Source organism: Burkholderia sp. MSMB1835 (assembly GCF_001526365.1).
Classification (GTDB): Bacteria; Pseudomonadota; Gammaproteobacteria; order Burkholderiales; family Burkholderiaceae; genus Burkholderia.
This window is the reverse complement of sequence record NZ_LOYP01000058.1, coordinates 26,364-40,120: the sequence shown is the minus strand read 5'-3', so window position 1 is coordinate 40,120 and position 13,757 is coordinate 26,364. Positions and strand designations below refer to the sequence as shown.

The window sequence follows — 13,757 nt, the reverse complement described above, 5'->3', positions numbered from 1 at the left end:
ACGGGGCTGTGGAAGACGGAGCCGAGTGTAGGAACGCGTGCCGATGCGCGGCAAACGATGAATTGTCGTGCTCGGACATTAGTGTTACTAATACCCGCATGCGACGCATCCACCTTCCTCCGCTGCAGACGCTGCGCGCGTTCGAGACCGCCGTGCGGCTGCAGAGCTTCACGCGCGCGGCCGACGCGCTCGCGCTCACGCAGGGCGCGGTCAGCCAGCACATCCGCGCGCTCGAGGCGCAGCTCGGCTATCCGCTTTTCACGCGCGAACGCAACGGCGCGACGCCGACGCACGCCGCGCATGCGCTCGCGCTGCAGGTGCGCCAGGGCCTGAGCGTGCTCGAACGCGCGTTCGAGCCGACGCTCGCGGTGCGCCGCCGCCCGCGCACCTGCGACGTGACGTTGAACGTGAGCGTGCTGCCGAGCGTCGCCGAGCGCTGGCTCGCGCCGCGCCTGCCGCGCTTCGCGGCCGCGCATCCGCACATCTCGATCTCGCTGCATCCGGACGTGGCGCTCGCGCCGCTACGCAAGCGCGACCGCATCGACGTCGCGCTGCGCTACGGGCCCGGCGCGTGGCCCGGCGTCGTCGCCGAGAAGCTGATGAACGAGACGGTCTTTCCGGTCGCGAGCCCCGCCTACCGCAATCGCGACGGCATCGTGCCGCGCACGCCGGCCGACCTCGTGCGCGCGACGCTGCTGCGCCATCCCGCGCAGCCGTGGGAGCCGTGGTTCCAGGCCGCGCGGCTCGACCTCACCGAATCCGCGCGCGCGCCGCGCTTCGCCGATGCGAACGCGCTGATCGATGCGGTGCTGAAGGGGCGCGGCGTCGCACTCGCGCGCCGCTCGTTGATCGAACCGGAACTCGCGGCCGGCACGCTCGTGCGCGTGTCGACGGTGCGCATCACCGACGTGTACGCGCACTACGTCGTGTGGCGCCCCGGCCATCCTCGCGAAGCGGCGATCCGCACGTGGCTCGACTGGCTGCGCAGCGAAGTGCGGCGCAGGACGCCGCGACGCTGACGCCGCCTGCCGGCACGCTCACGCGCGCGTCGGCGGCACGACCTTGTCGAGCGTGATCGGCAGATCGCGCACCCGCACGCCGGTCGCGTGATAGACCGCATTCGCGATCGCGGCCGGCACGCCGGTGATGCCGATCTCGCCGATGCCGCGAATGCCGAGCGGATTGAAATGCGTGTCGCTTTCGTCGACGAAACTCACGTCGAGCTCGCCGATGTCCGCGTTCACGGGGACGTGATATTCGGCGAGGTTCGCGTTCGTGAAGCGGCCGTGCCGCACGTCGAGATGCGAGCCCTCCTCGAGCGCGGTGCCGAACCCCCACACCATCCCGCCGATCAACTGGCTGCGCGCCGTCTTCGCGTTGAGCACGCTGCCGACGCTGTAGACGCCGACGATGCGCGGTACGCGAAGCGTGCCGAGCGCGGCATCGACGTGCACTTCGGCAAACACCGCGCCGAACGAATGGGACGCATCGCGCGACTTCTCGTCGCCCGGCTTCGTCGTCGCCTGCGCGTCGATCGGCCGGCCGCCGGCGCGCGCGATCACCGCCGCGGCTGGGTCGCGCCGCGACGGGTCGCCGCGCTGCACGACCCAGCCGTCGTCGACCGTCACGTCGTCGGCCGCGGCGCCGTGCAGCGGCGAGCCCGGATCGGCGATCGCCAGCGCAATCAGTTTGGCGCGCGCCTGCCGCGCGGCCTCGCGCACGGCCGGCGCCACGCTCGCCGCCGACTGCGAGCCGCCCGACACCGGCGCGCGCGGCAGGGTGGAATCGCCGAGCACGAAGCGCACGTTCTGCGGCGCGAAGCCGAGCGCGTCGGCCGCGACCTGCGTCATCACCGTGTAGGTGCCGGTGCCGATGTCCTGCGTGCCCGACGCGACTTCGGCCGTGCCGTCCGGCAAGATGCGCGCACGCGCCGACGCTTCGCTGCGGTTGGCCGGATAGGTGGCGGCCGCCATCCCGAGGCCGATCAGCGTGTGGCCGTCTCGCATCGTGCGCGGCGCGCCGGTGCGGCGCGACCAGCCGAAGCGCCGCGCGCCGACCTCGTAGCACTCGCGCAGCTTGTTGCTCGACCACGGCTTGCCGTCCTGCGGATCGACCTGCGCGTAATTCGCGAGCCGCAGCGCGACCGGGTCCATGCCGAGCCGCCACGCGAGCTCGTCCATCGCCGATTCCAGCGCGAACGAGCCGGACGCCTCGCCGGGTGCGCGCATGAACGTCGGCGTGCCGACGTTCAGCGACACGATCCGGTGCGTGGTCGCCTGGTTCGGCACCGCGTACATGATCCGCGCAGGCATCCCGCACATTTCCGTCCAGTCCTCGAACGTCGACGTCGTGACGATCGAGTCGTGACGCATCGCCGTCAACGTCCCGTCCCGGTGTGCGGCCAGCACGACGCGCTGTTCGGTGAGCGGCCGACCGCCGACCGGGCCGAACATCTGCGGCCGCGTCAGCGCAAGGCGAACCGGGCGCCCCACCTGCTTCGCGGCCATCGCGCACAACGACACGTGCGACCACGACGAACCCTTGCACCCGAAGCCGCCGCCGAGGAACGGCGAAATCACGCGCACCTGTTCCGGCGCAATGCCGAACACGGCGGCCACCGCCGCGCTCGCGCCCGACACGCCCTGCGTCGCATCGTGCAGCGTGAGCGTCGGGCCGTCCCAGTGCGCCATCGTCGCGTGCGGCTCGATCGGGTTGTGGTGCTGCATCGGCGTCGTATAGGTGGCGTCGATGCGCACCGCGCCTTCGCGCAGGCCGGCATCGACGTCGCCGCGCTGCGTGTCCATCGGGCGCCCCTGCTGCTTCGGCGGCACGCGCGCGCCGCGCTTCGCCTGCGCGAAATCGAGCGCGGCATCGTTCGCGCGATAGCGCACCCGCACGGCATCCGCGGCGTCGGTCGCCTGCTCGAGCGTCTCGGCGACGACGACCGCGACGGGCTCGTTGCCGTAGCGCACGGTGTCGTCCTGCAGCAGCGTGAGCCGGCGCCCGGCGGGCGGCGACAGCGGCGGCCGGCCGCCGTTGGGCAGCCGCATCGCGTTCTCGTGCGTGATCACGATCAGCACGCCCGGCATCGCGCGGGCGCGCGCCGTATCGATCGATTCGATGCGGCCGGACGCGATCGTGCTCGTCACGAGCACCGCATGCGCGAGCCGCGCATCGGGAAACTCGGCCGCGTAGTGCGCGCCGCCCGTCACCTTGAGCACGCCGTCGACCCGGTCGAGCGGCTGTCCCGTCACCGTATTCATGCGGCACCTCCCGTCGGCGCGGCGGCCGTTTCGACCGCACGGACGATCGCCCGCTGCGCGAGCGCGACCTTGAACCCATTGCCGTCGAGCGGCCGCGCATCGCGCAACGCGAGCGCGGCCGCCTCGCGCAGCGTCGCGTCGGTCGGTGTGCGGCCCGCGAGATGCGCTTCCGCCTCCATCGCACGCAACGGCTTGTGCGCGACGCCGCCGAGCGCGATGCGCGCGTCGGCGACGCGCGGGCCGTCCATCCGCAGGGCCGCCGCGACCGACACCAGCGCGAACGCGTAGCTCGCGCGATCGCGCACCTTCAGGTAATGCGCGTGGTCCGCGAAGCGCGGCGGCGGCAGATCGACCGCGGTGATCAGCTCGCCCGGTTCGAGCGTCGTGTCGAGATCGGGCCGATCGCCCGGCAGCCGGTGAAACGATGCGATCGGGATCTGCCGTGCGCCGCGCGGGCCGCTCACCTGCACGACGGCGTCGAGCGCGGCAAGCGCGACGCTCATGTCCGACGGGTTCACCGCCACGCACTGCGGGCTCGCGCCGAGGATCGCGTGCATCCGGTTGTGGCCGCCGATCGCCGCGCAGCCGCTGCCCGGCTCGCGCTTGTTGCACTGCGCGAACGCGGGATCGTAGAAATACGGGCAGCGCGTGCGCTGCATCAGGTTGCCGCCGACGGTCGCCATGTTGCGCAATTGCGCGGACGCGCCGGCGAGCAGCGCCTGCGACAGCAGCGGATAGTCGGCGCGGATGCGCGGATGATCGGCCGCATCGCTGTTGCGCACGAGCGCCCCGATGCGCACCCCGCCGCCGGGCAGCGCATCGACCGTATCGAGGCCCGCGATGCGCGTGATGTCGATGAGCGCGACGGGTCGCGCGACGCCGCCCTTCATCAGGTCCAGCAGGTTCGTGCCGCCGCCGATGAACGTCGCGCCGGGCCGTTGCGCCGCGCGCACGGCGCCGGCGACGTCGGTCGCGCGTTCGTAGGAGATTGCTTCCATGGCGCTGTCCTCCGTCGGCTAGCCGTGCGCCGCATGCGCGGCGCGCACGGCGGCGACGATGTTCGGGTACGCGCCGCAGCGGCACAGGTTGCCGCTCATGCGCTCGCGGATCTCGTCGTCCGACAGGCGCGCGGGCGGGCGCCGCACGTCGTCGCTGGCGGCGCTGCCGGCACCCGCCGCGAACTCGTCGAGCAGCGCGGTCGCCGAGCAGAGCTGGCCGGACGTGCAGTAGCCGCACTGGAATGCATCGCACTCGACGAACGCGCGCTGCACCGGGCTCAGCACGCCGTCGCGCACCAGCCCTTCGACGGTCGTGATCCGCTCGCCTTCGTGCATCACCGCGAGCGTCAGGCACGCGTTGATGCGCCGCCCGTCGACGAGCACCGTGCACGCACCGCACTGCCCGCGATCGCAGCCCTTTTTCGTGCCCGTGAGCCCGGCGTATTCGCGCAGTGCGTCGAGCAGCGTGACGCGCGGTTCGAGCTGCAGCGTGTACGCCCGCCCGTTGATGTCGAGATGCACGGGCTGCGCCGGCACCGTATCGCGGCGGGGCGCAGCCGGTGCGGATGCCGCGCGCGGCGGCTGCGCGTGAACGTGCGGGGCGGCGCCGACGGTCGCTGCCGCCGCCGCGGATTGCAGGAAGCGCCGCCGCGCGGCGCTGGACGGCGTATCGTGCGGCAACGGCGGCACCGCCGAATGACCGGGCCCGAGCGGCGACGGGGCCGCATCGCGCGCCGGTTCGGCAGGCGGAGAATCGGATCGATCGCTGGACATGGCTTCTGCTCGCTCCATGGTTGATGGACGCAGATGTGCCGCTCGCGCCCGGATGGCAGCGCGGTCGGCATGCGCATCGGCAACGAGCAATTCCGGTGCCGCGAACCCGTGGAGCGCCGCGCCGATGCACGGTGCCGGCGCCGGTCCGCGGCGCGCACGCGCGACGGCCCGCCGCGTCGCCGGCAAGCGCGCCTACATGACGCCACGCTGGCGCGCGGCTGGCCGTTCGCTGACGAAGCGGCAATAACGACCGGTTTTTTGGGCGTGAGCGGCCGCACGTCGGTCGCAAGTTGCCGGGAGCATGCGCGATGCCGCGCATGACGCCCGCGTCGCCGTGGCCGGATCGCGGCGACGCGCACCGTGTAAATGCGCGCAGCATCCGCGGCCGCTGGAAAATTCCGCCACGCGTGCCGGCGGATCGCCGCGAAGGCATCCGGTCAGCCTGACGAAAACATGTCGCGATCGCGCCCCGACCGCAAACGATTCACCGAAACGTCGCATCGCGGCGGCATACTCGAAAACGTTTCCCGATCAGCCTGCCAGGAGAGAAGTCATGCGTCGCGTTTCCGTCGCCGTCGTTCTGTGTGCCGCCGTTTTCGTCGCCGCGTGCAGCGACGACGCGCCGCACGACGCCCACGCGACCGACACCGCGCCGCAGGCCGGCGCATCGAGCGGCGTCGCCAGCGCGTTCAACAGCGACGCGACCGCGAACGCCGCCGCATCCGACGCCGCGCCGCTCGCGCCGCCCGTCGTGCACTATCCGCCCGATGACGACGACGATGCGAAGTCCGCCGCGAACGCGGCCGCGTCGGGCGCTGCCGCGTCGTCGCCGGGCTGATCCGGCCATCACGCGATATGAGTCGGTCCCGCTCGGAAAGAGCGGCGGGCCCGCGCGGCGAGTCGTCACCGGCACGACGTAACGATCCGCGACGGCGCGAACGGCGCGGTGTCGCGCCGCTTCGCGGGCCATGTCGGGTACAGCCGGCCGAGCGCTTCGAACCCGGCCGCCGTCGGGCGCATCCGCGCGCCGTCGCCAGCGCAACGGCACGGCATGCGCCGCGCCACCCGCCCGTCAGACCGCGTGCGCGAGCGCGCGCTCGACGAGCGCGGCCTCGAAGCCGTCGTCCGCGTCGCGAAAGCGCAGCGGCGCCGCGCAATGCACCAGCGTGTCGACGAAGTATTTCGCGCGCGGCCACGGCCCGAAGCCGGCCGCCGTGTTGATGTGCCCGGCATCGCCGAGGTTCACGAACGCGCTGCCCAGGCGCTGCGCGAGCGCGCGTGCGTCGGCGAGCGGCATCCACGGATCGGTCTCGCTGCCGATCACGATCGACGGCACCGCGAGCCGGCGCGCGTCGAACGGCCCGGCAAACGTGAATTTCTTCGGGCTGGCCGGCGCGACGAACAGTACGCCGGCCACATCGCCCACATGCGGCCACTGCGCGAGCGCATGCGCGGCCGCGAGGCAGCCGAAGCTGTGCGCGGCGAGCACGAACGGGCCGCGCTCGCGATCGAGCAGCGCGCGCACCGCTTGCGCCCAGCCCGCGAGATCGGGCGCATCCCAGTCGTGCTGCTCGACGCGCAACGAGCGCGGGAACTGCCGCTCGAGCCACGTCTGCCAGTGAGCGCCTTCGCTGCCGTGCAGGCCCGGAACGGTGACGAGCCGCGGCGGCCACGCCGATTTGCTGCATGCGCGCATGATTGCCCTCGCTTGCTTGAAGACGAGGTTCGATTGTGGCGTCGGGTCCGCGTCGACCGAACCAATATTTTGTGCTTTGCTTTTGCGCGCGGCGGCGACCGGCGACGGCCCCGCGACGGCGCAATGTGCCGCGAAACCGTAGAATGTGGGCTTCCCGTCAGCTTCACACGGAACCGGCCCGGGCGCGCGACGCGCCGGCCGTCGTCAGGAGACACCCGATGTCCGCTACGTCCGCCGGCGCGCCGCGCCCGGCTTCGCTCGCCATTCCCGTGACGCGCCGCGCCGGCGCGCGCGCCCTCGTGCAATGAAGATCCTGTTCCATTCGCCGCATCAGGATGCCGGCGCATGGCGCGACGAGATCGCGCGTGCGCTGCCGGAAGCCGAACTGCGCGCATGGCAGCCGGGCGATACGGCCGCCGCCGACTACGCGCTCGTGTGGCGCGCGCCGCGCGAGTTCTTCGCACCGCGCGACGGCCTGCGCGCGATCTTCAACCTCGGCGCGGGCGTCGATGCGCTGCTCGCGCTCGAGCGCGCGCATCCGGGCACGCTGCCCGCGCACGTGCCGCTGGTGCGGCTCGAAGACTCGGGCATGGCGCAGCAGATGGTCGAATACGTGACGCACGCGGTGCTGCGCTACCTGCGCCGTTTCGACGAATACGACCTGCAGCAGCGCGAGCGCCGCTGGCAGCCGCTCGAGCCGCATGCGCGCGCGAGCTTCACCGTCGCGGTCCTCGGCCTCGGCGTGCTCGGCGCCGAGGTCGCCCGCGCGCTCGCCGCGCTCGGCCTGCCGGTGCGCGGCTACAGCCGCAGCGCGAAGCAGCTCGACGGCGTCGCTACCTTCGCCGGCGACGGCGCATTCGACGCGTGCATCGGCGGCGCGAAGGTGCTCGTCAACCTGTTGCCGAGCACGCGCGACACCGACGGCATCCTGTCGGCGCGCGCGTTCGCGCGGCTCGCGCGCGGCGCGTACGTCGTCAACGTCGCGCGCGGCGCGCATCTCGTCGAAGCCGACCTGCTCGACGCGCTCGCGAGCGGCCAGGTCGCCGCAGCCACGCTCGACGTGTTCCAGCACGAGCCGCTGCCGGACGATCATCCGTTCTGGCACGCGCCGCGCATCACGATCACGCCGCACAGCTCGGCCGAGACGCTGCGCGCGGAAGCGGTCGAGCAGATCGCCGGCAAGATCCGCGCGTTCGAGCGCGGCGCGCCCGTGAGCGGCATCGTCGACTACGCGCGCGGCTACTGAATTCCGCACAAAGAGCAACCAGGAGACAACCATGACGCTCCCCACCGCCGTCAAGATCGTCGAAGTCGGCCCGCGCGACGGGCTGCAGAACGAGAAGACCTTCGTGCCGACCGACGTGAAGATCGCGCTCGTCGACCGGCTGTCGCGCGCCGGCTTCCGCAACGTCGAGGCCGCGTCGTTCGTGTCGCCGAAATGGGTGCCGCAGATGGCCGACGGCGCCGACGTGATGGCCGGCATCGCGCGCCGCGCCGGCACCGTGTACTCGGTGCTCACGCCGAACCTGAAGGGCTTCGAGAATGCACTCGCCGCACGCGCGGACGAAGTCGTGATCTTCGGCGCGGCGAGCGAGGCGTTCTCGCAGCGGAACATCAACTGCAGCATCGCCGAGAGCATCGCGCGCTTCGAGCCGGTTGCGAAGGCCGCGAAGGACGCGGGCCTGCGGCTGCGCGGCAGCGTGTCGTGCGCGCTCGGCTGCCCGTACCAGGGCGAGGTGCCGGTCGCGTCGGTCGTCGACGTCGTCGAGCGCTTCGCGGCGCTCGGCTGCGACGAGATCGACATCGCCGACACGATCGGCGTCGGCACGCCGAAGCGTACGCGCGAAGTGCTGTCGGCGGTCACGCGCGTGTTCCCGCGCGAGCGCCTGTCGGGCCACTTCCACGACACCTACGGCCAGGCGCTCGCGAACATCTACGCGGCGCTGTTCGAAGGGATCGAGATCTTCCACGCGTCGGTCGCGGGCCTCGGCGGCTGCCCGTACGCGAAGGGCGCGACCGGCAACGTCGCGACCGAGGACGTGCTGTACCTGATGCAGGGCCTCGGCATCGATACCGGCATCGATCTCGCGCAGGTCGTCGCGGCCGGCGATTTCATCTCGAACGCGATCGGGCGCGCAAACGTGTCGCGCGCCGGTCGTGCATTGCTCGCCAAGGCGCAGAGCGCGGCCGACGCCGCGAACTGCGTCTGATCACCTCGTTCCACGGATTCCTCGACATGACGACACCCGCTTCATTCGATTCCCTCCCCGATTCCGCGCGACGCGTCGCGCTGCTGCTGCGCGAGCGCGGCCACGCGAAAGGCATCGTGATGCTCGCCGAAACCGGCAAGACGTCGGCCGAGGCCGCGGCCGGGCTCGGCTGCTCGGTCGCGCAGATCGCGAAGTCGATCCTGTTTCGCCGGCAGGCCGACGGCGCGCCCGTGCTGGTCGTCGCGAGCGGCGTCAACCGCGTGGACGAAAGGAAGGTCGCCGCGCAGGTCGGGCCGGTCGGCCGCGCGGACGCGAAGTTCGTGCGCGACAACACCGGCTATGCGATCGGCGGCGTCTGCCCGATCGGCCATCTGGTCGAACCCGTCACGCTGATCGACGCCGACCTGCTCGCGCTCGACAGCCTGTGGGCCGCCGCCGGCCATCCGCACGCGGTGTTCAACCTGTCGCCGCACGAACTCGTGTCGCTGACGGGCGCGCCGGTCGCGGACGTCGCGTTGCGGGAGCCCGCATGAGCGACGCGACGACGCCGGTCGCCACGGTCGCGTCGCCGTGCACCGACGTCTGCCGGATCGATCCGCGCACCGACTGGTGCGCGGGTTGCCTGCGCACGCGCGGCGAGATCAAGGAATGGCGTACGTCGGATGACGACGCGAGGCGCGCGCTGCTCGCGCGGCTGGACGCGCGACGGCGCCTGATCGCGGGCAGCGAGACATAAAAAAAAAGCCGTTCAGCCTCACGGGCGAACGGCATCGAGATCGGAATCCTGTGAACGTGATCAACGTCACAGCCCGCATCATACGAGCGACGCGAGCGCATCGCATCGGGTGTTTCCCTACAACTTCTTACAGCGCTTTTCGCGGTGGCGCGCGACGCCATTTGGCGTGCAATGTCCGTTCCCGACACGCGCGTTCGACGGAACGCGGCGCGCGCGCAAGCGCGCCGAATCGTCTGACCGTTTCAGTTGCCGACCGCCGCGCGACGCGCGGGCACGATGCGCCAGCCGAGGTTCACGCCGGCCGCCGCGAGCAGGATCAGCAGCGCGCCGAATACCTGCGTCCACGCGAGCGTCTGCCCGAACGCGACGCGATCGACGACGATCGCGACGACCGGATAGACGAACGACAGCGCGCCCGTCATCGCGGTCGGCAGCTTCTGGATCGCGCCGTACAGCAGCACGTACATCAGCCCCGTGTTGACGACGCCGAGCACGATCAGGTCGAGCCATTGCCCGGCCGTCGCCGGCAACGTGCCGAAGTGCGCGAACGGTGCGAGCAGCAGGATGCCGAGGCCGGCCTGCAGCAGCGCGAGCAGATGCGGCGGCGTGCCCTTCAGGTGCTTCGTGACGATCGACGAGATCGCATACAGGAACGCCGCACCGAGCGACAGCGCGACGCCTTCCAGATATTCGCCGGGCACCGCGAGCACCGCCGGCTCGACGCGCACCACGAACACGAGCCCGGCGAACGCGAGCGCGAGCCACACGACCGTCGACGCGGTGATCCGCTCGCGGAACACGATCGCGCCGAGCGCGACGAGCATGAACGGCTGGGTGTTGTAGACGGCCGTCGCCATCGAGATCGACGCGCGCGAATAGGCGGCGAACAGCAGCAGCCAGTTCGCGACGATCGCGACGCTGCCGAGCGTCGCGAGCGCGAGCATCCGCGGCGAGAACAGCGAGCGGCGCAGGAAGCCGAACGCCGCGCAGACGATCGCGAGCGTCGCGGCGCCGAACACGCAGCGGAAGAACACGACATTGGTCAGCGGCTGCTGCGACGACATCACGAGCCAGCCGATCGTGCCGGACATCAGCATCGCGACGATCATCTCGGCGGCGCCGCGGCGCATTTCATTCGAGGCCATCATGAACTCCGTTCAAGAGAGTGGATGACTTCGATTCTAGAAACTTGCTTTCGCCGCAACCACGGCTAAACTGAAGTAAATCAGCCGATTCACCTTCGAAAGCAAAGCGATCATGCCGAAACGCCTTTCCCCACCCGCCGTCGCGGCGCTCGACGCGACCGACCGCGCGATTCTCGCCGCGCTGGCCGACGACGCGCGCATCGCGACCAGCGAACTCGCCCGGCAGATCGGGCTGTCGGCGCCCGCGACCGCCGACCGCGTGCGGCGGCTCGAAGCGCAAGGCGTGATCGCCGCGTTCACCGTCGAGCTCGACCCGCGCGCGCTCGGCTACACGCTGCAGGCGATCGTCCGCGTGAAGCCGCTGCCGGGCCAGTTGCACCTGGTCGAGGAGTTGCTGCGGCGGATTCCCGAATTCGTCGAATGCGACAAGGTCACCGGCGACGACTGCTTCATCTGCCGGCTCTACCTGCGCACGATCGAGCACCTCGACGACATCCTGTCGAAGGTGACCGAACGCGCGGAGACGAGCACCGCGATCGTGAAATCGACACCCGTGCCGCGGCGCCTGCCGCCGCTCGTCGAAGACGAGCACGCGCACCGCTGAGCCGAAGGCGACTCGCCTCGGCAGCCGCAGGCGACTCACCTCGGCAGCCGCGAGCGGCGCACCTCGTCAGCCGCAGGCGATCCGCCTCCCGGCCGCGAGCGCCCCACCTCCCCAACCGCAGGCGATCCGCCTCGCAGGCGGCGCAATCTCCCATCCTCGGACGGCGCGCGCCGCCGCCCGCACCGTCACGCGGCCGGTTCGCGCGCGTCGAAGAATGCGAGCAGTTCGTCGATCAGCGCGGCGGGCGCCTCTTCCGGAATGTAGTGCCCGCAGTCGAGCGCGCGGCCGCTGACGTCGCGCGCGACACGCCGCCACTCGTCGAGCGGATCGAAGCAGCGGCCGACGACGCCGTGCTCGCCCCACAGCACGCGCAGCGGACACGCGACCTTGTTGCCGCGTTCGAGATCCGCACGGTCGTGCTCGAGATCGATCGTCGCCGACGCGCGGTAGTCCTCGCACATCGCATGCACGGCGCCGGGCTGCGCGAGCGCCGCCCGGTACGCGTCGAGCGCCTCCGGCGCGAACGGCGCGAGCCCGGCCGACCGGTTGCCCATCACGCGCTCGATATACGCATCGGTGTGCGCGCCGATCAGCGTCTCGGGCAGCGGCTCGGGCTGGATCAGGAAGAACCAGTGGAAATACGCGGTCGCGAACGCGCGATCGGTTTTCTCGTACATCGCGAGCGTCGGCGCGATGTCGAGCAGCATCATCCGCTCGACGGCATCCGGGTGATCGAGCGCGAGCCGGTGCGCGACCCGCGCGCCGCGATCGTGCGCGCACACGTGGAAATGCGCGAAGCCGAAATGCCGCATCACGGCGACCTGGTCCGCCGCCATCGCCCGTTTCGAATACGGCGTGTGCCGCGCGTCGCTCGGCGGCCGGCCCGATGCGCCGTAGCCGCGCAGGTCGGTGGCGATCACCGTGAAGTGATTCGCGAGCGTCGCGGCAACGCGATGCCAGATCATGTGGGTCTGCGGATGTCCGTGCAGCAACAGCAGCGGCGGACCCGCGCCTCCTTTGACACCGAAAATGTCGGTGTCCTGCACCGTCACGCGAAACGGTGCAAACGCCTCAAACGACATGGTTTGTTTCTCGTTGGTTTGTTATGGCGGCTATTTTAGAAGCGCCGGCGCGTCTTCATGGCGGCGTCGCCACCCGAAACCGTAGAAAGAGAACACTCACTCGATTGCCCGCCCACCGCGGAGTTTGTTAAGCTCGCGTAGAATCGCACGACCGTTCGTATTAATATGAACTTCCGGTCGCGCAGCTACACTCGAATACCGTCCGACCGCAACGCCCCCGGAGACTGGAGACATCACATGGCATTGCCCACCGTCCTGCAGAACCTGACGCTGCCCGTCATCGCGTCGCCGATGTTCATCGTCAGCTATCCCGAACTCGTGCTCGCGCAATGCAAGGCGGGCATCGTCGGTTCGTTCCCCGCGCTCAACGCGCGTCCGGCCGAACTGCTCGACGCGTGGCTCACGCAGATCCAGTCGGAACTCGCCGAGCACAAGGCGAAGCACCCCGATGCGGCGATCGGCCCGATCGCGGTCAACCAGATCGTCCACCAGTCGAACGCGCGGCTCGAGCACGACGTGCGCGTGTGCGTCGAGCACAAGGTGCCGATCTTCATCACGAGCCTGCGCGCGCCGGCGCGCGAGATCGTCGACGCGGTGCACGGCTACGGCGGCATCGTGCTGCACGACGTGATCAACCTGCGCCACGCGCAGAAAGCGCTCGAAGCCGGCGTCGACGGGCTGATCCTCGTCGCGGCCGGCGCGGGCGGCCACGCGGGCACGACGTCGCCGTTCGCGCTGGTCGGCGAAGTGCGCAAGATCTTCGACGGCCCGATCGTGCTGTCCGGCTCGATCGCGAACGGCGGCTCGATCCTCGCCGCGCAGGCGATGGGCGCCGACCTCGCGTACATGGGCACGCGTTTCATCGCGACGCAGGAAGCGCATGCGATCGACGACTACAAGCACGCGATCCTGAACGCGAAATCGTCGGACATCATCTACACGAACCTCTTCACGGGCGTGCACGGCAACTACATCCGCGAGAGCATCGAGAAGGCCGGCCTCGATCCGGACGCGCTGCCGGAATCCGACAAGACCAAGATGAATTTCGGCAGCGACAAGACGAAGGCGTGGAAGGACATCTGGGGCGCCGGCCAGGGCGTCGGCCTGATGGACGATCTGCCGAGCGTGGGCGCGCTCGTCGAGCGGCTCAAGCGCGAGTACGACGACGCGAAGGCGCGGCTCGGCATCCCGCGCTGACGGATGCGGCGGCCGTCGCGGCCGCCATCGGTGCGAGCGCATCGAATCGAAA

Annotated in this window: 14 protein-coding genes; 8 read left to right on the top strand and 6 right to left on the bottom strand. The window is 70.8% G+C overall.

Annotation, left to right across the window (positions count from 1 at the left end; all coding sequences use genetic code 11):
- The first annotated feature begins 98 nt into the window (after window positions 1-98).
- A complete protein-coding gene (locus WS96_RS29195; RefSeq protein WP_059837284.1) occupies window positions 99-1,019 on the top strand; it encodes a LysR substrate-binding domain-containing protein in 921 nt (306 codons plus the stop codon).
- Window positions 1,020-1,037: 18 nt separating this feature from the next.
- Here WS96_RS29195 and WS96_RS29190 read toward each other — a convergent pair whose 3' ends face one another.
- The 3 genes from WS96_RS29190 to WS96_RS29180 are packed head-to-tail and all read right to left on the bottom strand — an operon-like array spanning window position 1,038 to window position 5,035.
- Complete coding sequence (locus tag WS96_RS29190) at window positions 1,038-3,263, bottom strand: xanthine dehydrogenase family protein molybdopterin-binding subunit (protein ID WP_059837282.1); 2,226 nt, start codon at window positions 3,261-3,263, stop codon at window positions 1,038-1,040.
- Window positions 3,260-4,261, bottom strand: a complete 1,002-nt coding sequence (locus WS96_RS29185; protein ID WP_059837280.1) for an FAD binding domain-containing protein — start codon at window positions 4,259-4,261, stop codon at window positions 3,260-3,262. Before WS96_RS29185 ends, WS96_RS29190 begins: the two co-directional genes overlap by 4 nt.
- Window positions 4,262-4,279: 18 nt before the next feature.
- Entirely contained in the window at window positions 4,280-5,035 is a 756-nt protein-coding gene (locus tag WS96_RS29180) for a (2Fe-2S)-binding protein (RefSeq protein ID WP_059837278.1), read from the bottom strand.
- Window positions 5,036-5,588: 553 nt separating this feature from the next.
- On the opposite strand from WS96_RS29180, the gene WS96_RS29170 reads away from it, so the two are divergent.
- Complete coding sequence (locus WS96_RS29170; protein WP_059837276.1) at window positions 5,589-5,873, top strand: hypothetical protein; 285 nt, start codon at window positions 5,589-5,591, stop codon at window positions 5,871-5,873.
- Between the two features lie 234 nt (window positions 5,874-6,107).
- On the opposite strand, the gene WS96_RS29165 is transcribed toward WS96_RS29170, so the two are convergent.
- Window positions 6,108-6,731 carry an RBBP9/YdeN family alpha/beta hydrolase gene (locus WS96_RS29165; RefSeq protein WP_034208547.1) on the bottom strand — a complete coding sequence of 208 codons (624 nt, stop codon included), beginning with the start codon at window positions 6,729-6,731 and terminating at the stop codon, window positions 6,108-6,110.
- Window positions 6,732-7,035: 304 nt separating this feature from the next.
- Here WS96_RS29165 and WS96_RS29160 point away from each other — a divergent pair, with 304 nt between their 5' ends.
- Genes WS96_RS29160 through WS96_RS29145 form a run of 4 tightly spaced genes read left to right on the top strand, consistent with a single transcriptional unit; the run spans window position 7,036 to window position 9,677 of the window.
- A complete protein-coding gene (locus WS96_RS29160; RefSeq protein ID WP_059837274.1) occupies window positions 7,036-7,977 on the top strand; it encodes a 2-hydroxyacid dehydrogenase in 942 nt (313 codons plus the stop codon).
- A 31-nt stretch (window positions 7,978-8,008) separates the two neighbouring features.
- Window positions 8,009-8,941, top strand: coding sequence for a hydroxymethylglutaryl-CoA lyase (locus WS96_RS29155; protein ID WP_059821985.1), 933 nt, complete (start codon window positions 8,009-8,011; stop codon window positions 8,939-8,941).
- A 26-nt stretch (window positions 8,942-8,967) separates the two neighbouring features.
- Window positions 8,968-9,474: a YbaK/EbsC family protein gene (locus WS96_RS29150; protein WP_034208550.1), complete on the top strand. Its 507-nt coding sequence runs from the start codon at window positions 8,968-8,970 to the stop codon at window positions 9,472-9,474.
- Window positions 9,471-9,677 (top strand): DUF1289 domain-containing protein, encoded by a 207-nt coding sequence (locus tag WS96_RS29145; protein WP_059837273.1) that lies wholly within the window; start codon window positions 9,471-9,473, stop codon window positions 9,675-9,677. Before WS96_RS29150 ends, WS96_RS29145 begins: the two co-directional genes overlap by 4 nt.
- A gap of 242 nt (window positions 9,678-9,919) precedes the next feature.
- On the opposite strand, the gene WS96_RS29140 is transcribed toward WS96_RS29145, so the two are convergent.
- Window positions 9,920-10,822 carry a DMT family transporter gene (locus tag WS96_RS29140; protein WP_059837271.1) on the bottom strand — a complete coding sequence of 301 codons (903 nt, stop codon included), beginning with the start codon at window positions 10,820-10,822 and terminating at the stop codon, window positions 9,920-9,922.
- 112 nt (window positions 10,823-10,934) lie between these two features.
- On the opposite strand from WS96_RS29140, the gene WS96_RS29135 reads away from it, so the two are divergent.
- Window positions 10,935-11,426 carry an Lrp/AsnC family transcriptional regulator gene (locus WS96_RS29135; protein ID WP_034208553.1) on the top strand — a complete coding sequence of 164 codons (492 nt, stop codon included), beginning with the start codon at window positions 10,935-10,937 and terminating at the stop codon, window positions 11,424-11,426.
- Between the two features lie 185 nt (window positions 11,427-11,611).
- Here WS96_RS29135 and WS96_RS29130 read toward each other — a convergent pair whose 3' ends face one another.
- Window positions 11,612-12,508 carry an alpha/beta fold hydrolase gene (locus tag WS96_RS29130; RefSeq protein WP_059837269.1) on the bottom strand — a complete coding sequence of 299 codons (897 nt, stop codon included), beginning with the start codon at window positions 12,506-12,508 and terminating at the stop codon, window positions 11,612-11,614.
- Window positions 12,509-12,745: 237 nt separating this feature from the next.
- Here WS96_RS29130 and WS96_RS29125 point away from each other — a divergent pair, with 237 nt between their 5' ends.
- The gene (locus WS96_RS29125) at window positions 12,746-13,705 is read left to right on the top strand and encodes an NAD(P)H-dependent flavin oxidoreductase (RefSeq protein ID WP_059837267.1); all 960 of its coding nucleotides are present in this window, start codon (window positions 12,746-12,748) and stop codon (window positions 13,703-13,705) included.
- Window positions 13,706-13,757: the final 52 nt, after the last annotated feature.

Excerpts from the sequence above, each read along its gene's own strand:
- WS96_RS29195 (WP_059837284.1), top strand. The coding sequence starts at position 99 with ATGCGACGCATCCACCTTCCTCCGCTGCAGACGCTGCGCGCGTTCGAG.
- WS96_RS29140 (WP_059837271.1), bottom strand. The coding sequence starts at position 10,822 with ATGGCCTCGAATGAAATGCGCCGCGGCGCCGCCGAGATGATCGTCGCG.
- WS96_RS29150 (WP_034208550.1), top strand. The coding sequence starts at position 8,968 with ATGACGACACCCGCTTCATTCGATTCCCTCCCCGATTCCGCGCGACGC.
- WS96_RS29190 (WP_059837282.1), bottom strand. The coding sequence starts at position 3,263 with ATGAATACGGTGACGGGACAGCCGCTCGACCGGGTCGACGGCGTGCTC.
- WS96_RS29145 (WP_059837273.1), top strand. The coding sequence starts at position 9,471 with ATGAGCGACGCGACGACGCCGGTCGCCACGGTCGCGTCGCCGTGCACC.
- WS96_RS29185 (WP_059837280.1), bottom strand. The coding sequence starts at position 4,261 with ATGGAAGCAATCTCCTACGAACGCGCGACCGACGTCGCCGGCGCCGTG.
- WS96_RS29135 (WP_034208553.1), top strand. The coding sequence starts at position 10,935 with ATGCCGAAACGCCTTTCCCCACCCGCCGTCGCGGCGCTCGACGCGACC.
- WS96_RS29165 (WP_034208547.1), bottom strand. The coding sequence starts at position 6,731 with ATGCGCGCATGCAGCAAATCGGCGTGGCCGCCGCGGCTCGTCACCGTT.
- WS96_RS29180 (WP_059837278.1), bottom strand. The coding sequence starts at position 5,035 with ATGTCCAGCGATCGATCCGATTCTCCGCCTGCCGAACCGGCGCGCGAT.
- WS96_RS29130 (WP_059837269.1), bottom strand. The coding sequence starts at position 12,508 with ATGTCGTTTGAGGCGTTTGCACCGTTTCGCGTGACGGTGCAGGACACC.
- WS96_RS29170 (WP_059837276.1), top strand. The coding sequence starts at position 5,589 with ATGCGTCGCGTTTCCGTCGCCGTCGTTCTGTGTGCCGCCGTTTTCGTC.
- WS96_RS29155 (WP_059821985.1), top strand. The coding sequence starts at position 8,009 with ATGACGCTCCCCACCGCCGTCAAGATCGTCGAAGTCGGCCCGCGCGAC.
- WS96_RS29160 (WP_059837274.1), top strand. The coding sequence starts at position 7,036 with ATGAAGATCCTGTTCCATTCGCCGCATCAGGATGCCGGCGCATGGCGC.
- WS96_RS29125 (WP_059837267.1), top strand. The coding sequence starts at position 12,746 with ATGGCATTGCCCACCGTCCTGCAGAACCTGACGCTGCCCGTCATCGCG.